General features: G+C 60.4%; 17 protein-coding genes and 1 tRNA gene. 6 read left to right on the top strand and 12 right to left on the bottom strand.

The features are described from left to right. Positions 1–31 precede the first annotated feature (31 nt). The 5 genes from ACXAC3_RS18480 to glyA all read right to left on the bottom strand — a co-directional run bounded on the left by ACXAC3_RS18480 (position 32) and on the right by glyA (position 5,534). Entirely contained in the window at positions 32–454 is a 423-nt protein-coding gene (locus ACXAC3_RS18480) for a universal stress protein (RefSeq protein WP_475163308.1), read from the bottom strand. A gap of 80 nt (positions 455–534) precedes the next feature. Next, the gene (locus ACXAC3_RS18475; RefSeq protein ID WP_475163306.1) at positions 535–1,905 is read right to left on the bottom strand and encodes an alanine/glycine:cation symporter family protein; all 1,371 of its coding nucleotides are present in this window, start codon (positions 1,903–1,905) and stop codon (positions 535–537) included. A gap of 25 nt (positions 1,906–1,930) precedes the next feature. Continuing rightward, the gene (gene lipA / locus ACXAC3_RS18470) at positions 1,931–2,875 is read right to left on the bottom strand and encodes a lipoyl synthase (RefSeq protein WP_475163303.1); all 945 of its coding nucleotides are present in this window, start codon (positions 2,873–2,875) and stop codon (positions 1,931–1,933) included. 14 nt (positions 2,876–2,889) lie between these two features. Next, positions 2,890–4,269, bottom strand: coding sequence for a dihydrolipoyl dehydrogenase (lpdA, locus tag ACXAC3_RS18465; RefSeq protein WP_475163301.1), 1,380 nt, complete (start codon positions 4,267–4,269; stop codon positions 2,890–2,892). 11 nt (positions 4,270–4,280) lie between these two features. After that, entirely contained in the window at positions 4,281–5,534 is a 1,254-nt protein-coding gene (gene glyA, locus ACXAC3_RS18460; protein ID WP_475163299.1) for a serine hydroxymethyltransferase, read from the bottom strand. Positions 5,535–5,681: 147 nt separating this feature from the next. Here glyA and ACXAC3_RS18455 point away from each other — a divergent pair, with 147 nt between their 5' ends. Continuing rightward, the gene (locus tag ACXAC3_RS18455; protein ID WP_475163298.1) at positions 5,682–6,284 is read left to right on the top strand and encodes a helix-turn-helix domain-containing protein; all 603 of its coding nucleotides are present in this window, start codon (positions 5,682–5,684) and stop codon (positions 6,282–6,284) included. Between the two features lie 258 nt (positions 6,285–6,542). Continuing rightward, positions 6,543–6,632 (top strand) — tRNA-Ser (locus ACXAC3_RS18450). A gap of 112 nt (positions 6,633–6,744) precedes the next feature. On the opposite strand, the gene ACXAC3_RS18445 is transcribed toward ACXAC3_RS18450, so the two are convergent. Both ACXAC3_RS18445 and ACXAC3_RS18440 read right to left on the bottom strand, forming a co-directional pair. Next, complete coding sequence (locus ACXAC3_RS18445) at positions 6,745–7,149, bottom strand: methylglyoxal synthase (RefSeq protein WP_475163295.1); 405 nt, start codon at positions 7,147–7,149, stop codon at positions 6,745–6,747. 105 nt (positions 7,150–7,254) lie between these two features. Continuing rightward, the gene (locus tag ACXAC3_RS18440) at positions 7,255–8,061 is read right to left on the bottom strand and encodes a FadR/GntR family transcriptional regulator (protein ID WP_475163292.1); all 807 of its coding nucleotides are present in this window, start codon (positions 8,059–8,061) and stop codon (positions 7,255–7,257) included. Positions 8,062–8,410: 349 nt separating this feature from the next. On the opposite strand from ACXAC3_RS18440, the gene ACXAC3_RS18435 reads away from it, so the two are divergent. From ACXAC3_RS18435 to dld, 4 genes are all read left to right on the top strand, one after another. Then, on the top strand, positions 8,411–9,460 hold the full coding sequence (locus tag ACXAC3_RS18435) for a TRAP transporter substrate-binding protein (protein ID WP_475163289.1): 1,050 nt from the start codon (positions 8,411–8,413) through the stop codon (positions 9,458–9,460). Positions 9,461–9,576: 116 nt separating this feature from the next. Then, positions 9,577–11,640 (top strand): TRAP transporter large permease subunit, encoded by a 2,064-nt coding sequence (locus ACXAC3_RS18430; protein ID WP_475163287.1) that lies wholly within the window; start codon positions 9,577–9,579, stop codon positions 11,638–11,640. 12 nt (positions 11,641–11,652) lie between these two features. Continuing rightward, entirely contained in the window at positions 11,653–12,840 is a 1,188-nt protein-coding gene (locus ACXAC3_RS18425) for an alpha-hydroxy acid oxidase (protein ID WP_475163284.1), read from the top strand. After that, positions 12,837–14,522, top strand: a complete 1,686-nt coding sequence (dld, locus tag ACXAC3_RS18420) for a D-lactate dehydrogenase (RefSeq protein WP_475163283.1) — start codon at positions 12,837–12,839, stop codon at positions 14,520–14,522. The genes ACXAC3_RS18425 and dld overlap by 4 nt, the downstream gene beginning before the upstream one ends. A 51-nt stretch (positions 14,523–14,573) precedes the next feature. Here the strand turns inward: dld and ACXAC3_RS18415 are convergent, their stop codons facing one another. Genes ACXAC3_RS18415 through ACXAC3_RS18395 form a run of 5 tightly spaced genes read right to left on the bottom strand, consistent with a single transcriptional unit; the run spans position 14,574 to position 18,942 of the window. Then, positions 14,574–15,476, bottom strand: a complete 903-nt coding sequence (locus ACXAC3_RS18415; RefSeq protein ID WP_475163280.1) for an FAD:protein FMN transferase — start codon at positions 15,474–15,476, stop codon at positions 14,574–14,576. Next, positions 15,473–15,988, bottom strand: coding sequence for a nitrous oxide reductase accessory protein NosL (locus ACXAC3_RS18410; protein WP_475163278.1), 516 nt, complete (start codon positions 15,986–15,988; stop codon positions 15,473–15,475). The genes ACXAC3_RS18415 and ACXAC3_RS18410 overlap by 4 nt, the downstream gene beginning before the upstream one ends. After that, complete coding sequence (locus ACXAC3_RS18405; RefSeq protein WP_475163277.1) at positions 15,985–16,806, bottom strand: ABC transporter permease; 822 nt, start codon at positions 16,804–16,806, stop codon at positions 15,985–15,987. The genes ACXAC3_RS18410 and ACXAC3_RS18405 overlap by 4 nt, the downstream gene beginning before the upstream one ends. After that, complete coding sequence (locus ACXAC3_RS18400) at positions 16,803–17,696, bottom strand: ABC transporter ATP-binding protein (protein ID WP_475163275.1); 894 nt, start codon at positions 17,694–17,696, stop codon at positions 16,803–16,805. The genes ACXAC3_RS18405 and ACXAC3_RS18400 overlap by 4 nt, the downstream gene beginning before the upstream one ends. Next, the gene (locus ACXAC3_RS18395) at positions 17,686–18,942 is read right to left on the bottom strand and encodes a nitrous oxide reductase family maturation protein NosD (RefSeq protein ID WP_475163274.1); all 1,257 of its coding nucleotides are present in this window, start codon (positions 18,940–18,942) and stop codon (positions 17,686–17,688) included. The genes ACXAC3_RS18400 and ACXAC3_RS18395 overlap by 11 nt, the downstream gene beginning before the upstream one ends. Between the last annotated feature and the right edge of the window lie 3 nt (positions 18,943–18,945).

The following is an 18,945-nucleotide window of genomic DNA, read 5'->3' as shown; positions in this document are numbered from 1 at the left end:
TTTAACGTCGGTCATTTCATCATCCTTTCATTCAGCGGGACTGGTCGCGAACGACCATAACGGTGCAATGCGCGTTGCGCACGACACGGGCCAGGTTCGGGCCGATCTCATAATTCGGAAAGTCGCCTTTGGTCGATGCCATGACGATCAGGTCAAAGCCCTCTTTGTAAGCGAGCTTCAGAATTTCGCGGTAGACGCTGCCTTCTTCGACGTGAACCGACACGTCCGGGGCATTGCCGTGATCCAGAATGGCCTGAACCGCGCCCCGCACATGTTCTTTGGCGCCAGCGCCATAATTGGCGGGCAGGTTCGGCAGCTGGATGATTTCGGGGATGACGGCAACCACATGCAGTTCCGCCCCGTAGAATTTCGCCTGTTCCAAAGCGACCGGCAGGGCCTGTTTCCATGAACGGTCGTCAGTGTGATCAATCGGCAGCAGGATTTTCGTGGCCATCACGCCTCTCCTTCGAGAATTGGGATTTTGTTCAAAGTCCGGGGGGCCGGGATGGCCCCCCGTTTCAGTCATTGCCCGGATTACTCGGCGGGTGTGCCACCGGGTTCTTCGGACTGACCGCCCGAGGCGAAGAACTCTTTCGTCAGTTTGAAGACGATCGGGCTCAGCAGGGCCAGAGCGATCAGGTTCGGGATGGCCATCATGGCGTTCAGCGTGTCCGCCAGCAGCCAGATGAAGCCCAGATCCGCGGTTGCGCCGAAGTAGATCGCAACGATCCACAGCACGCGGTACGGCATCAGGGATTTGACGCCCAGCAGGAACTCGACACATTTTTCGCCGTAGAACGACCAGCCAAGGATGGTGGTGAAGGCGAAGATCGACAGCGCGATTGCGATCAGGTGACCGCCGCCCGGAAGCGAGTTTGCAAAGGCCAGCGAGGTCAGCGCCGCACCGGATTCACCTGAAGTCCATGCGCCCGACGCGATGATCGCCAGACCGGTGATCGAGCAGACGATGATGGTGTCGATGAACGTGCCCAGCATCGCGATCAGGCCCTGGTTGACCGGACCTTTGGTCTCGGCCGCTGCGTGTGCGATCGGAGCAGACCCCAGACCCGCCTCGTTCGAGAACACACCGCGTGCCACACCAAAGCGGATGGCGGCCCAGACGGCGGCGCCCGCGAAACCACCTTCGGCGGCCGACGGGGTGAAGGCATAGGTGAAGACCAGCGACAGCGCGTTGCCGATTTCCGCGATATTGATCAGCAGAACCAGCAGACCGGCGATGATATAGGCAATTGCCATGAACGGAACCAGCTTACCGGCAACCGCACCGATGCGGGTGATGCCGCCCAGAATGACGGCTGCGGTCAGGACCATCAGAACAATGCCGGTGACCGAAGTGTTCACGCCGAAGTTCGATTCCAGAACCTGAGCAACACCGTTAGCCTGCACACCGTTGCCGATGCCGAAAGCCGCGATTGCACCGAACAGGGCAAATGCAACGCCCAGCCAGGCCCATTTCGCACCGAGGCCGTTCTTGATGTAGTACATCGGGCCGCCGACAAAGTTGCCCAACTCGTCTTTCTCGCGGTATTTCACCGCGCAGACAGCTTCGGCATATTTGGTGGCCATGCCCACCAGGGCGGTCATCCACATCCAGAACAAGGCGCCCGGACCGCCCAGGAAGACAGCAGTGGCGACACCGGCGATGTTACCCGTACCGATGGTCGCCGACAGCGACGTCATCAGCGCGTTGAACGGGCTGATCTGCCCTTCGCCCTGACCCTCACGGCCTTTGAACAGCAGGCTGAAGCCCGTGCCAATGCGCAGGATCGGCATGAATTTCAGCCCTACCTGCAGGAAAAAGCCGACGCCAAGGATGAGGACCAGCATCAGCGGCCCCCACACGACGCCATTGATGGCCCCTACGATTGAATTTAACGCTTCCATGGTATTCCTCCCTAGTGCGTCTGGTTTATGCCCCGGTGGCAATCGCCTGCTGGCGAGCTTGCCTGAGGGCGGCAAAGTCTTCGTCCGCGTGGAACGACGAACGGGTCAGCGGGGTCGCCGACACGTGCAAGAAGCCCTTGGAACGCGCGATCTGTTCCAGTTGGGCAAACTCCTCCGGTGTCCAGAACCGGTCGATTGGATGGTGTTTCGGGGTCGGTTGCAGATACTGACCAACGGTCAGAAAATCGACCTGCGCCGCACGCAGGTCATCCATGACCTGGCGAATATCGTTCAGGCTTTCGCCAAACCCGACCGTCAGGCCGGACTTGGTGAAAATTTCGGGATTGGCGCGCTTGGCATCATCCAGTAGGCGCAGCGAGGTGTAATACCGCGCGCCGGGGCGCACGGTCGGGTACAGGTGCGGGACGGTTTCAAGATTGTGGTTGAACACGTCCGGCGCGGCGTCGAACACAACATCTGCCGCGTCGCCCTTGCCGAGAAAGTCGGGGGTCAGCACTTCGACCGTGGTGCCGGGGTTCTGATGGCGTACAGCACGGATGGTCTGGGCGATATGTTCCGCCCCGCCGTCGGTCAGATCATCGCGGTCAACCGAGGTGATCACAACATGGCGCAGGCCCAGCTTCTTGACCGCTGCCGCGACGCGGCCCGGTTCGAACACATCCAGCGCGTCGGGTCGCCCGGTCGCTACGTTGCAGAAGGAACAGCCGCGTGTGCAGACCTCGCCCATGATCATCATCGTGGCGTGACGCTTGGACCAGCATTCACCGATATTGGGGCAGGCGGCCTCTTCGCACACCGTCGCCAGATTATGCTCGCGCATCAGGCGGCGGGTCTCGTAATATTCCGAGCTTTCGATCTTTTTGCGGCGAATCCACTTGGGCTTGCGCGGGATGGCACTGTCGGCCTTTCTGGCCTTTTCGGGGTGGCGGGGGCGAAGCTGGATGGTCATCTGGCTGTCTTCCCTTATGCGTGGATCGCGCGGCCCAGGGCGTCGAGGCAGGCTTCTTTCACCGCCTCACCCATGGCCGGATGCGCGTGACAGGTGGCTGCGACCTCGGCGACAGTTGCGCCTTTGGTCAAGGCCAGAACCAGCTCGGCGATCAAATCGCCGCCATGGGCACCGCAGACATGTGCGCCAAGGATTTTGCCGTCTGCGCCCGCCAGGACCTTTACCGCGCCGTCGGTGTCTCCGGTGGAGCGCGCGCGCGAGTTGGCCATGAAGGCAAACTTGCCAACCGTATATTCGGTCCCGGCCTCTTTCAGCATCTCTTCGGTCAGACCGACCGAGGCGACCTCGGGGTCGGTGTAAACGACGCCGGGCACGGCGTTGTAGTCCACATGGCCGGCTTGACCTGCCAGCGTTTCGACACAGGCCACGCCGTCCTCTTCGGCCTTGTGCGCCAGCATCGGGCCGGGCACGCAATCGCCGATGGCGTAGATGCCCGGAACCGAAGTCTGGAAAGCACGATCCACCTGAATAAATCCGCGCGGGTCCAGAGCCACCCCTAGATCTTCCAGCCCCAGCCCGCGCGTCACCGGGCGGCGTCCGACGGCGATCAGGACCTTGTCGGCCTCGATCGCCTCTTCCTTGTCTTTGCCGACCCGATCCAGTGTCAGTGTCAAACCGGATTCAGATTTGACGACGGATTTCAGCGCCCGGCCCAGCTGGAACTTCAGGCCGCGCTTGGACAGGGCGCGCTGCGCCAGCTTTGCGACTTCGCCGTCAATGCCGGGCAGAACGCGGTCGAGGTATTCGACAACGGTGACCCTGGCCCCCAGGCGCGCCCAGACCTGACCGAGTTCCAGACCGATCACCCCGGCACCAACCACGACCAGATGGTCCGGCACGGTGTCCATGGCCAGCGCGCCGGTTGAGCTCAGGATGTCCTGCTCGTCGATCTCGATCCCCGGCAGCGAAGTTGGTTCCGAGCCGGTCGCGATCAGGATGCTTTTGGCTTCATGGATGTCTTGGCCGACTTTCACCTGACCGGCGGCGGGAATGCTGGCCCAGCCTTCAATCAGATCGACGCCGTTTTTCCTGAACAGAAAGCCGATGCCTTTGGTCAGATCACCCACGATCTTGTCCTTGCGCCCCATCATCGCGCCCAGATCGATGCTGGCCCCCTCGACCGCAATGCCGTGGGAGGAGAGATGCGCAAGTTCGGCATATTTGGCCGAGGAGGTCAGCAACGCTTTGGAGGGGATGCACCCCACATTCAGACAGGTTCCGCCAAGCGCCCCGCGCCCTTCGACGCAGGCCACTTTCAGCCCCAGCTGGGCCGCGCGGATGGCCGCAACATAGCCGCCCGGGCCGCCGCCAATGACGATAAGGTCATAAGTCATTTTGGTGTCTTTCAGTAGATCGGGTAGCTTGCGCAGAGGGCGCGGACTTTTTCTCGGGTTGCCTTTTCGACCGCTTCATCGCCTTCGGGCGACTGCACCAGAGCGTCCAGTACGTCACCGATCAGGTGGCCAATCTGCTTGAACTCCTCCGGGCCGAAGCCGCGGCTGCATCCGGCGGCGGTGCCCAATCTGATGCCGCTGGTGACGGTAGGTTTCTCGGGATCGCCGGGCACGCTGTTCTTGTTGCAGGTGAACCCGGCGCGTTCCAGCGCGGCTTCGGCGTCCTTGCCAGTGACGCCGATCGGGCGCAGATCAACCAGCATCAGGTGGTTCTCGGTCCCGCCCGAAACGATGTCACAGCCGCGCGCCATCATGACATTGGCCAGAGCCGATGCGCTGTCGACCACACGCTGGATATAGTCTTTGAAATCCGGCTTCAGGGCCTCGCCAAACGCAACAGCTTTGCCGGCGATCACATGCATCAGGGGGCCGCCCTGCAGGCCAGGGAACACTGCCGAGTTGATCTTTTTCGCCAGCGCCTCGTCATTGGTCAGGATGATCCCGCCGCGCGGGCCGCGCAGGGTCTTATGCGTGGTGGACGTCACCACATGGGCGTGGCCGACCGGCGAGGGGTGCAGGCCGGTTGCGACCAGCCCGGCAATATGGGCCATATCTGCCAACAACCAGGCGCCAACTTCATCCGCAATTGCGCGAAAGCGGGCGAAGTCGATCTTTTGCGAATAGGCCGACGCGCCCGCAATAATCATCTTAGGCTTTTCGGCTTTGGCCAAAGCTTCGACCTGATCATAGTCGATCAGGCCCGCATCGGTCAGACCATACTGAATGGGGCGGAACCATTTTCCGGACTGCGCGGGCTTTGCACCATGGGTCAAATGCCCACCCGCATCCAGCGACATGCCAAGGATTGTATCTCCGGGGCTCAACAGCGCCAGTTTGACCGCACCGTTCGCCTGAGCGCCGGAATGCGGCTGCACATTGGCATATTCGCAGCCGAACAACTGCTTCAGCCGTACAATCGCTTCGGCCTCCACCTCGTCCACAAATTCGCATCCGCCGTAATACCTGCGACCGGGATACCCTTCGGCATATTTGTTGGTCAGCACGGAACCCTGCGCGTCAATCACCGCCTGAGAGACGATGTTCTCGGACGCAATCAATTCGATCTGCTCGGCCTGTCGTGTGCCTTCACGCGCAATCGACGCAGCGATAACCGGATCAGCTTCAATAAGCGGCGTTTTGAACATGTTCTCCTCCAACAGCACCGAATCCTCAGTACGAAATTTTGTTTCCTATAGTGGAATTTGCGTACATAAGGCAACATATTTCTCGTATTTGTGAAGTTGTGCGATCAAGGGGATATCGGTAACCTTCGGTAAAACACGGAGATATTGATGGCTGAAGAACACCGGATTGACGCGGCCGGACCAGAGGATCAGGACGAGGGCGCGGCCCTGGGCCGTTCCATTCGCGATGCGCGCCGCGCGAAAGGCTGGACGCTGGAAGAGGCGGGTCGGGCCGCCGGAATCGGTCGTTCCACCCTGTCCAAGATCGAGAACAATCAGACACGGCCCAGTTTCGACATCGTTCGGCGGCTGACGCAGGCGCTGGACATGAATACGCCCCAACTGTTTTTGCAATCGGGGCAATCCGGGATCTCTGGTCGGCGTGATTTTACACCAAAGGGGCAGGGCGAATTCCGTGATACGCCAACCTATCTGCACGAATTGCTGTGCTCTGACCTGACCAGCAAACGAATGCTGCCCTATATCGCAACCATCAAAGCCCGGGACATTTCCGAGTTCGAGACCTGGATCCGCCATTCCGGTGAGGAATTCATGTATGTCATAAGCGGAGAGCTGATTTTTATTTCCGAACATTACCGCCCGTTGCCGATGAAGGCGGGGGACTCTCTGTATTATGACAGCGGCATGGGGCATGGTTGCATTTCAACCAGCGAGGCAGACGCGACGGTGCTGTGGGTCTCACTGGAATAGCCCGCCTACACCCGCCCGCATTGTGCGGTGAATCCCACAACCGGGATTCGCGACGTTGGGAAGTGTATTACGGGCTGGAACTGCCCAGGCGCTTCCCGAGTTCGTATGGAATAATTCTCAGCGCTGACGACGCCAAACCCGCAAGAATCGACCGGGTTTCACCATGATTTCAACGGCTTCAGCAAATTTGCCAACTCCGCTCACAAAACACATATTTCGCCTTGTATTCCCGTCGCTTGCAAGGATATACCCGTCGGCGGAGACGTGGCCGAGTGGTCGAAGGCGCTCCCCTGCTAAGGGAGTAGGCGGGAAACCGTCTCGAGGGTTCGAATCCCTTCGTCTCCGCCATTACCCTGTATCTTGGTTGCTTTCGTGCGTCTGGCGGTTGAGTTCGACTTCGGCGAGTAGCTGTCGCGCCCTGTCTGCTACCTGTGGCGAAAATTGATCGCCCGTGGCACCGCTACGGATTTGCACTCACGAGCCCCTTCAGAACGAAACCTGCGGTGCTTGGGCTGCTTGCGAAGGGCAGATCGTAGACAATCGCCAGCCTGCTCAGGGCCTTGACGTCCACATCGTGTGGCATGGGCGACATTGGGTCGATAAAGAAGAGCAGACCGTCCAACCTGCCTTCACAGATCATTGCGCCCAGTTGTTGATCGCCGCCCAGCGGGCCGCTTTTCAGGCAGGTGACATCAAGGTCCGGCAGCGCCTCAACGATGCGCGAGCCGGTGGTTCCGGTGGCAAACAGGCTGGCACGTCTCAGTAGATCCGCGTGGCAATGCACCCAGTCGACCATCTGATCCTTCTTGGCGTCGTGGGCGACCAATGCCAGTTTCAGGCGCCCGTCTGACGAAGCCTCCGACAATTTCCGCCTCCCTGTCACAGTGCTGATATTGATTACGGCACTTGTCAGATTGGGTAAAGCCTTCCCCATGGCGTGTGGAATGCAGCGGAACGGGTGGCTTGGCGCTTACCGCGACCCGGAGGGGGATGCCGGGGCAGGGTGATCCGACAGCATGCGCCGCTTTTCCGCCATAGCCTCGCGGCGGCGGCGCTCAATCCCCAGCTTGAAGGATTCCTCGACGAAGTCGATATGATCATGCGCCGCTTTTTCGGCCCTGTCTTCATTGCCTTCGATCACGGCCTTTCCAAGCGCCCGGTGCTGTTCCATCAGCAATTTTCCGGTCCCGTCGATCGTTTTCAGAAACTCGCGGTTATAAAACACGCCCTGGCGCGTAAGCTCGTAAATCGAGGCCATCATATGGATCAGGGTCGCGTTCTGGCTGGCATCCACGATTGCGGCATGCAGCGCGAAATCGGCTTCGCGTGAGGCGATTGGATCGCTTTCGCGCCACGCGCGTTCGTCCTCGGACAGGATCTCGGCAATCCGTTCCTTATCCGCTGTGGTGGCCCGTCGGGCTGCAAGCCGGGCCGCAAAGCCTTCCTGCTCGCGGCGGTACTCAAGGTAATCGAAAAATGCGGGCTCATGGCGTTCATAAAGGGCCAGCAGGGCAGGCAGCATCGCGCTGCCTGTCAGCGCCGCGACAAAGGTTCCTTCGCCATGTTGCGTCGTGACAAGGCCGCGTTCTTCCAGCGTATGCAGCGCCTCGCGCAGTTTCGGGCGCGACACCCGCAGCATTTCGGCCAGATCGCGTTCCGACGGCAGTTTGCGCCCCTGCTTCAGAATGCCGGAAGCAATCAGATCCTCGATCTGTGCCACCACCGCGTCGGCGAGTGATTCGTGTCCGATCGGTTCGAAAATCGCCGTGGGTGTCATCAAAAGCCGCCTTACAGGTTGTGATCCGGAAGTGATCTACTGGTAAATAAAAATAACCTGCGGGAATTGGTTTTTCAACATATTTCCAAAATTTGCATCTGGCATTGATCATTTTGTTAACATCATGAGGCTTAACAAAATTTCACGAGTGTCCATGAATTACGTGCACTGATTACCAGTATTTTCACCGACCGCAAGCCGGATCAATTATATCCTATGACCGCAAGCCAGTGGTAAATAAAGTTGTTGACTGGTCATCTTGGTAAACTTTATTTACCACTAAGGCGCCAGATGAAAAGCGTCACCAAATGCTCGGACGTTACGTCCGACCGACCCTGGAGGAGAATTCATGAAAAAGACCCTGACGAGCCTCGCCGTGGCCGCCAGTCTGATCGCGGCACCCGCGGTGGCTGCCGACAAGTTGCTGCTCAAAACCCCGATCGCATTCTCGACCGAACTGCCGGGCTTGGGTTCGCCGATTCCGCGCGTTGCGGAACAGCTGGACCTGATGTCCGGCGGAACGCTGAAGATGAAAGTGTACGAGCCCGGCAAACTGGTGCCGCCTTTCGAAATCCTTGACGCCGTGTCCACCGGTAAAATCAATTCCGGCTACACAACTGCCGGTTACTGGGCGGGAAAAATCCCCGCTGCGCCGCTGTTTTCAGCTGTGCCGTTCGGACCCGAGGCGGGCGAGTACATGGCATGGCTCTATTATGGCAACGGCATGTCCCTGTATCAGGAGATGTATGACCAGGCAGGATACAACGTTCACGTTATCCCCTGTGCGGTCATTGCGCCGGAAACCTCGGGCTGGTTCGCAACCGAGATCAATTCGCCCGAGGACCTCAATGGTCTGAAGATGCGCTTCTTTGGTCTGGGTGGCAAAGTCATGCAGAAACTGGGTGTCGCCACGTCGCTGCTGCCGGGGGGTGAGATTTTCCCGGCGCTGGAAAAGGGCGCGATCGACGCGACCGAGTTCTCGATGCCCGCCATCGACGCGCGTCTGGGCTTTCATAAACTGGTGAAGTTCAACTACTTCCCAGGCTGGCACCAGCAGGCGACCGTGTTTGAGCTGATGATCAACAAGGATGTCTGGAACGAGACCAGCGATCAGCACAAGGCGATCATCGAAAATGCCTGCAAGGCTTCGATGGCCGACAGCTTTGCCGAAGGTGAGGCGATCCAGCACGCGGCGCTGATCGACAATGTCGAAAACAACGGTGTCACTATCAAGCAATGGTCGCCCGAGATGCTGGATACCTTCCGCGCCACCTGGCAGGAGGTTGCCGCCGAAGAGGCCGCCAATGACGCATTCTTCGCGAAAGTTCTGGCCGACATGACCGAGTTCCGCGAAGGCTACGATCTTTGGAAAACGAACGCCTTCCTCCCGCGTCAGTAACCTGAGCTTCTGACGCATCCGGGGCGGTGAGCTCTGCCGCCCCGGATCAATTTCCTGACCTTAGGGCCTGCAATATTCCAGCCGCCCATCGTCGGTCACCTGAGCGAGGAACCACCATGGCCACGCAAAAGAACCTCAACGATCCGGTCGCAGCCTATGAGGGGCTGCTGGAACATCCCGATACCGACCGCCAGAAAATCGCAACCGCCATCGACACAGGTGTCAAAGCCGTCGGACATGTCGTGATGTGGGCAAACGTGCTGTTGATCGCAGCGATCTTCTCGCAGGTCTCGCTGCGTTATCTGTTCAGCCAGAACTATCCCAAGCTGGATGAGGTTCAGTGGCATTTCTACGGGCTGGTCACGATGATCGGCATTTCCTACGCACTGATCACCGACAGCCACGTGCGCGTCGATGTCCTGCACATGCAACTGTCGCGCCGGGCGCAGCGGGTGATCGAAGTGATCGGCATCCTGACCCTGCTGACCCCGTTCATCTATTTGATGATCGATCAGGGTTATGACTATTTCTACGAAAGCTTCCGCGTCAATGAACGCTCGGACAGCCCCACCGGCCTGCCTGCGCGCTGGGCATTCAAGGCGGTTATTCCGATCAGCTTCGTTCTTCTGGCGCTGGCGGCTTTGGCGCGCCTGATCCATGACGGGCACGCGCTGCTCTACGGGCCGGCATCGGAACGCGAAGGCGCGCCGCTGCGCCGTATCCTGCTGGTGCTGGCTGTGTTTGCCGCCGTTTGCGTCGGCCTGACTTTCCTTGTCGAAACGACCGAGGAAAAGCTGGTCATCGCGATGTTCCTGACCTTCATCGCGCTTCTGTTCACCGGATATCCGGTGGCCTGGGTTCTGGCCGGTGTCGGCGTTGCCTATTGCGGTCTGGCTTATCTGTTCGACAACGACCTGATGCTGTGGACCGGGTTGGAGAGTACCTTTACCGGGCTCGACTATCTGACCCTCGGCGCAGTGGTGAATCGGGTTTACGCGACCATGTCCAATGCGGTTCTGGTGGCTCTGCCCATGTTCATCTTCATGGGCCTGATGCTGGACGAGTCCGGCGTGGCCGAGCGTCTGATGTCCTCGATGCAGCGCCTGTTCGGAACTGTGCGCGGGGGTCTGGCGATCACAGTGACCCTGATCGGGATCATTCTGGCCGCCTCTACGGGCATCATCGGTGCCTCCGTTGTGCTGCTGGGCGTGTTGTCTCTGCCTTCAATGATGCAGCAGAAATACCAGCCGACGCTGGCCGCGGGTGTGGTCTCGGCGTCCGGCACGCTGGGCATCCTGATCCCGCCGTCGATCATGCTGGTGATCATGGCCGACCAGATGGCCCTGTCGGTCGGAGACTTGTTCATGGCTGCGGTCTTTCCCGGTGTGATCATCGGTGGGCTTTACCTGACCTACATCTTCATTCTCGCGCTGGTGAAGCATGATGCGGCCCCCGTGCCCGAAGGTGCCAAGGCCCCGGACTGGGCCGCCGTCAAGGACGTTCTGATAGCCGTCATCCCGACTCTGCTGCTGATCCTCGCCGTTCTTGGGTCGATCTTCGCGGGCCTGACCACACCGACCGAAGCCTCGGGCATCGGTGCGCTGGGGGCTGCTCTGCTGGCGCTGGGCTATCGCAAGCTGACCTTCCAGAAACTGTGGAACGTGCTGGTGTCGACCTTCAACACGACCGCCTATATCTTCGCGATCTTCCTGGGCGCGACCGTGTTCTCATACGTTCTGCGGGAACTGGGCGGCGATGAGTTGATCGAACATGTGGTGCAGTCCACCGGTTTCGGGGCCAATGGCACAATCCTGTTCATCCTGTTCATCGTCTTCCTGCTGGGCTTTGTTCTGGACTGGATCGAGATCACGCTGATCGTGCTGCCCCTGATGCGCCCGATCGTGAATGGTCTGGGCATCGACATTCCCGGCTTTGGCGTTCTGGACGAACCGGCGCTGGTGTGGTTCGTGATCCTGGTCGCGGTGACGTTGCAGACCAGCTTCCTGACACCGCCGGTTGGTTTTGCGCTGTTCTACCTGAAAGGCGTCTGCCCGCCCGAGATCAAGCTGACGCATATCTACAAAGGTATCATCCCCTTTGTACTGCTACAGCTGACCGGTCTGGCGCTGGTCTTCCTGTGGCCGACACTTGCAACCTGGCTGCCTTCGGTCGCTTATTGAGGAGGTTCTTGGATGCGTTTGAACCAATGCCATAACTTCCACGACTTCCGGCGGCTGGCCAAACAGCGGCTGCCGGGGCCGATCTTCAACTACATCGACGGTGGCGCGGATGATGAGGTGACGTATCGGGAGAACACCACTGCGTTTGACCGCTGCGATCTGTTGCCCTCTGTTCTGCGCGGTGTGTCTGACGTGGATATGTCCGTCACCGTGATGGGGCAAAAGCTGGACATGCCGGTCTATTGCTCACCCACCGCCTTGCAGCGCCTGTTCCACCATCAGGGCGAACGCGCTGTGGCGGCTTCGGCCGAGAAATACGGCACCATGTTCGGTGTATCTTCTCTAGGGACCGTGTCGCTGGAAGAGTTGCGGCAAAAGCATAAGAACCCGCAGGTCTATCAGTTCTATTTTCACAAGGATCGCGGGCTTAACACAGCCATGATGCAACGCGCCAAAGAGGCGGGTATCGAAGTCATGATGCTGACCGTCGACAGCATCACCGGCGGCAATCGCGAACGCGACCTGCGCACGGGGTTTTCTATTCCGTTCCGGCTGACCTTAGGCGGCATGATCCAGTTTGCAATCAAACCGATGTGGGGGATCAACTACGTCACCCACGAGAAATTCCGCCTGCCGCAGTTGGAGGAACACGTGGATATGGGTGGCGGGGCCAGTTCGATTGGCGGCTATTTCACCGATATGCTGGACCCGTCCATGAACTGGGATGATGTTGCGCAGATGGTGCGGGACTGGGACGGTCAGTTCTGCCTCAAAGGTATCATGACGGTCGAAGATGCCCGCCGCGCGGCCGAGATCGGTTGTACCGGTATTGTCCTGTCGAACCACGGAGGGCGCCAGTTGGATGGCTCACGAACGCCGTTCGACCAACTGGCCGAGATCGTCGATGCGGTCGGCGACCGGCTGGATGTCATGATGGATAGCGGCATCCAGCGTGGAACCCATGTGCTCAAGGCGCTGTCTCTGGGGGCGAAGGCTGTGGGTGTCGGACGGCACTACCTCTACCCGCTGGCGGCCGCCGGACAGCCGGGCGTGGAGCGGGCGCTTGGCCTGATGCGTGCCGAAATCGAACGTGGCATGAAGCTGATGGGCGTCACGCGGATCAACCAGCTCACGCGTGAGAATATCCGCTATCGCGATCGTGCGCCCGAGTTTGCCAGGGCCAGACGAGACGCGGCATGACCAACGATGCCCTCATAAACACCTTTCGCGCCATTGTCGGATCGCGTCACGTCCTGACCGGCGCGCGCGCAACCGAACGTTTTCGCCGGGGCTTTCGTTCAGGTGAGGGCGAAGCCCTGTGCGTCGTTCAGCCCGGTACTTTGCTGGAACAGTGGAAGGTTCTGCAGGCCAGCGTGGCCGCCGACAAGATCGTTATCATGCAAGCGGCCAATACCGGCCTGACCGAGGGGTCGACACCTTCGGGCAAGTATGATCGCGACGTGGTGCTGATCAACACCCGACGGATGGATACGCTGGTGCCGCTGAACGGCGGCAAGCAGATTGTCAGCTTTCCCGGTGCCACGCTGTTTGCGCTGGAAAAACTGCTGGCCCCGATGGGGCGCGAGCCGCATTCGGTGATCGGTTCATCCTGTATCGGCGCGTCGATCGTGGGCGGTGTGTGCAACAACTCCGGCGGATCGCTTGTCGAGCGGGGACCGGTTTATACCGAACTGTCGGTCTATGCCCGCGTGGCGCAAGACGGTCAGCTTGAACTGGTCAACCATCTGGGCATTGATCTGGGCGACACTCCGGAACAAATTCTGTCCAACCTGGATGCGGGCACATTCTCGCGCACACCAGAACCCACCAACAAACGTGCCTCGGCCAGTGACTACGCGCAGATCGTGCGGGATGTGGATGCCGTTACGCCGGCACGGTTCAATGCCGACAAGGCGAAACTGTTCGAATCCGCAGGCTCGGCCGGAAAGCTCGCCGTGTTTGCCGTGCGGCTGGACACCTTTCCGAAAAACGGGTCCGAGAAGGTGTTTTACATCGGCACCAACGATCCCGACGATCTTGCAGAATTGCGCCGTCATATCCTGTCTGAGTTTCGGTCCCTGCCTGTTTCTGCCGAATACATGCAGCGCGAAGTGTTCGACATCACCCGGGACTATGGCAAGGACACGGTCTGGATGATCGACAAGCTGGGCACCGACCGTTTGCCGATGTTCTTTGCATTGAAAGGCGCGGTGGATGCCCGTCTGCGGCGCATACCCTTGCTGCGCAATTTCACGGACCGGTTCATGCAAACGGCCGTCAGTCTGCTGCCGCAGATCCTGCCGCCAAGAATGACCGAATTCCGCGACCGGTATGAACACCACCTGATCCTGAAAATGAAGGATGACGGCATAGAAGAAGTGCGGGCCTGGCTGCCCGGCTTTCTGTCAGGGCGGGATGTGGGCTTTTTCGAATGCACCCCGCGCGAGGCCAAGATCGCCGGCCTGCACCGCTTTGCCGCTGCCGGAGCCGCCGTCCGCTATATGGCGATTCATCAGGAAGAGGTCGAAGATATCATCGCGCTCGACGTGGCCCTGCGCCGCAATGATCGCAACTGGCTGGAAAATCTGCCGCCCGAGATTGACGATCAGCTGGTTCACAAACTCTATTACGGCCACTTCATGTGCCATGTCATGCATCAGGATTACGTGGTGCGAAAGGGTGCTGATCCCAAGGCGCTTAAAGCGGCGATGCTGAAGCTGTTTGACGAGCGCGGCGCGGAATACCCGGCTGAACATAATGTGGGGCATCTGTACCCCGCGAAACCTGACCTGGCCGCGCATTACAAATGCTGTGATCCGACCAATTCGTTCAACCCCGGCATCGGCAAGATGTCCCGGCACCGCGATTACGCTGACGGCTGAGCCAACCGGCGTTCCGCCGGAGACCCGCGTAACCTGCCGCGTCCGACCTGGTCAGACGTGCATCTCAAGCTTTGCGCCGGGGAATGACGCCAGAACGGCACTCATCTGGGATTCCGGCAGGGCGCACAAGGCCGTGGACAGACCGTCGGCGATGGCTGCGCTGGGCGCGGACACGGATACGACCCGCTGGAACTTTGCATCGGACCGGGGGTTCAGGATGTGACCCTGATCACCGGAAAGCATGACACTGCCGGTATCCGAGGTGGCAACGGCCCGGTCCCGAAGTTCAATTGACTTCAGAACTCTTCCACCGCGGCCCGCCAGACCAACGTGCCAGTTTCGGCCATCGCTGCGCTTTCCCAAGGCGGCGATTTCACCCATGTTCACAAGCACATCCCGCAGGTCGTATGAGGCAAGCAATGCGCTGATACGATCCGTAATCGCGCCTTGTGCGATACCGTTCAGCGTCAATGCTGACTTCCCGGGGCGGGAAAGGCGGATCAGGCGGGTCTCAATCGACACAAGTTCCCAGCCTACTGCATCTCTTGCCGCGCGGATGTCCGATTGCTTCGCGCCGGATGCCAGAGCGGTCCAGACCGGCTGAACACTGGGGTCGAATGCACCATCGGACGCCGCGTGAAGGGCCGTGCAAAGGCTCAGCACTTTCAACAGTTCGGGCGAAGGATCGGCCAGGGCACCATCCCGGTTCAGCCGGCTCAACTCGGATTCGGGTCGGTACAGGCTGAAGATGTTTTCGAGGCGGTTCAGGTCTGCCTCGACGGCGGTGAAAATCGGGGCCGCCTGCGCGTCGGTCAGCCCCTCCAGCCGCAGGCTCGCCTTTGCCCCCAGCGCAACCCCGCGCCAATGGGCAACCGGGGCAGGGGACGCACTAGCAGGTACTGCGGCACAGGCGGCGGACATGGCCAGAAATCGGCGGCGAGTGACAAATGTCATGACGGGGTCTCCAATTTCAGGTCCAGATCGACGGGGCCCAGAACTTCGATATCCGGAATGTCGGCCAGCGACCGGCGCGCGCCACCATACTGGGTGATAAAGGCCTCGGCATCGTCGGGTTCCGCAAAGGGCACAACTTCGCGCGCGCCCATACCGCCGGCGACGTTGGCCCCGACAACGAATGTTGCGCCGTCAGCCGCGATCCAGTTCGATACCCCCGGTTGCCGCCAATTGGGCGCGATACCCATGTCACTGACATAGACAGCGGTAATTTTGGCATCCCGTTCAGGGCTTTTGAGATAAGCCACCATGTCGCGCACCTGTGCGAAGAACAGCGGTGCAGGGTAGCCCTCCAGATGAATTTGCCCTTTTGGCCCGCCATGTTCGGCGATGTTCATCTGGCAGAAAAAGCTCAGCGCGTCCGCGGTCAGATCAACCGGGTCGGGGGCGATGGCCACCTCCTCTTTACAAGCAGCCATAGCGATCAGCGCAATCAGGGCAAGGCGCTTCATGGCTCGACCCTCCGAAATGCGGCGCGGGCGAGGGCAAAGCCCAGCACCGGCCAGACCAGCAGCGAAGCGGGCGCGGCCCAGACCGGCAGCGCCTGCGCGGCCCCGGTCATGCCGGAGGCCATGGCCACGCCCTCGGTCGCGGCGATGTTCCACAGACGGAATGCGTCGGCCGGGTTGGCCACCATCACCCATGGAAAGACGGATTGGGTGAAGGTGCCGCCCTTGTCCATGACGACGGCCCCCAACAGGCCCAGATCATAGAGGACGACAAAAACCAGCCAGAGCCCGGCCGACAGACCCGCCGCCGCCGTGGATCCCCTTGCCAGGGCAGACAGCAGGTATCCCAGCGCCAGAAACACGGCGCCTAAAAGGATCGAAGTGAGGATGAGGCGGGCCAGTGCCATCAGGCTTTCCGGCCCGGCACCGCCAAACCACGCGGCCACTGCGCCCGCGGTTCCGAAACCGACTGTCATGGCGAAGGCCAGCGCCGCCAGATGGGCGGTGAACTTGCCCAACAGAATTTCTCCGCGCCCGGCGGGGTAGGAAAGGAGCAGCGACAGGCTGCCCCGGTCCACATCGCCTGCGATGGCGTCGAAAGAAATCATCAGCGCCAATAGCGGCGCAAGATAGACCGACAGGGTTGTCATCGACGCAACCGAGACGGTCAGCATGTCGACCCCCAGCGTGCCGGTCGGCGCGCTGCCCGCAAAGGTCAGTGCCAGGGCGAACAGCACCATGATCAATGTGGCGACCAGCAGCCAGCGGTTGCGGCGCAGGATCAGCATTTCGGTGCGGGTAATGGCGAGGAAGCGGGTCATTGCATCTCCTCCTGTGCGTAGTGGCGATAGAGGTCTTCCAGCTTGGGGGGGGTCATTTCCACATCCGCCACCGCATCGCCCAGCCCGGCGATGCGGCGCAGGGCTTCCATCTTGTCATCGGGGGTGCAGAGAAGTTCAACGGATGCTCCGTTGATCCGGCTGCCGCCCAGTTCGGCGGCCAGGGCTTCGGGGTTGGTGCTGGCGCGCACGCGCAATCGGATTGGCAGGCCGGCGAGCGCCGACAGGTTGGTCAGCGTGTCATCGGCCACCATCCGACCCTTGCGCATGATGGCGATGCGGTCGGTGCGGGCCTCGACCTCGGTCAGCGCGTGGGATGCGATCAGGACCGCCGTTCCTTGCGCAGCCAACTCGTCGATGATGGCATAGAGATCCTGCCGTGAAATCGGGTCCAGCCCCGAGGTGGGCTCATCCAGCAGCGCGACCTTTGGCTGACCCAGCAGCACCTGCGCCAGACCCAAACGTTGCCGCATCCCCTTGGAATAGGCTCCGATCCGGCGGTCCAATGCGTCGCTGAGGCCAACGCGATCCAGCAAGCCCGGCACATCAGCCTTGGCGCCGGACAGTTTTGCAAACAGCGTCAACTGCTCACGGCCCGTCAACGCCGGGTGGAACGACACCGCCTCGGGCAAATACGCCGTCTCGCGGCGCGCCTGCGCACTGCCAGGGATGGCGTCCCCAATCCGAATGGCTCCGCCCTGGATCGGCGTCAGGCCAAGGATGGATTTGATCAGGGTCGACTTGCCTGCGCCGTTATGACCCAGCAGCGCAACGCGCTGACCGGGGGCAAGAGACAGGGTGATATCGTCAAGGACGCGGGTTTTACCTCGGTCCTTGCTGACTTGAGTAATCGTCAGGGCCTTATCCGTCATGAGGCACCTTTTTCATAGCTGGGGGTTCAGGGGCTTGCATCAGGGGATTGCTGTCCATCACACCCCCCGGCAACAGCGCCGGGAAGGCCGATTGCGACCAGCGCACCAGTTGCACGGCAGGCGAGCCGAGCAGCAATTTGGCTGCGGGTTGGGTCCACAGCACATGGTCCATACTGTCATTAGGGCGATAGGGGGCGTCGGCGATGCCGTTGCCATCCACATCATAGGCGGCGAAATCGGACCAGTAATTGCCGCGCCCGTCTTCGGACCACTCGACCCATTTGGTCGAGACGTATTTCACCTGTGTCCGGTTCCCTATGAAAGAATTGCCGACGATCCGGTTGCGCTCGCTGCCGGCAGTAAAGTGGATGCCGATGCCGCATCCCTGGAACCAGTTGTCGGTGAATTCGTTCTTGTTAGAGTTATAGAGGAAGGTACATTTTTCCTTGGCACCTATCACTACGTTGCCGGTGATCTGACTCTTGTTGGCGTAGTTCAGCATCACGCCATGTTCGCGGTCACCAATCGAGACGTTGTCTGCGACCTTCACATTGGTCGTGAACATCACCGCATAGCCCAGATCGTTGCCGATCGAGACATTGTCGCTGACGACCGAGTTGTCGGCATACATGTAGTGCACGGCAAAGCGCAGATCGCGGAACAGGTTGCCGGTGAAGGTGTTTTTCTTGGACGAGTTCACAAAGATCCCGTCGCGGCCGTACCGGATATCGTTGTCTTCAACCCGCGCACCCGGCGCGTTCCAGACATAGACGCCATTGCCGCGGTCATTCATCCGCCGGTCCAAACGGCCTTCGATCCGGTTGCCACGCACAATGCTGTCCTTGGCACCGTGAATGTCGATGCCATAGAGATTGCCCAGCAGCACGTTATCCTCGACCACCGGCGCTTTGGCCGTTTTGGTCAGCTGGATGCCGCTGTCGATCCCGTCATGGCTTGAGCCCGAGCCGATCACCGTTAGCCCACGCACCGTTACGCCCGACCCGGTCACGGTGATGACGCTGCCCTCACCTTGCCCGTCGATGGTGGCCTGTCCCAGCCCATCTAGGGTGACGGGCCGGTCCAGAACCAGCGTTTCGGTATAAACACCGGGGCTCAGGCGGAGGGTGTCACCATCCGCCGCCTGCGCCAGTATTTCATTGATGGCCCCCGCCCGGTTGGGCACATCCCAGTCCGCCGCCCAAAGGGGCGAGCCGAGCAGGAGCGGTATGAGCAGGGGCCAGCGCATGGG

This window comes from Ruegeria sp. ABV4_181, assembly GCF_056158465.1.
Note: the sequence above shows the minus strand (reverse complement) of the source record. Positions and strands in the feature narration are given on the sequence as shown.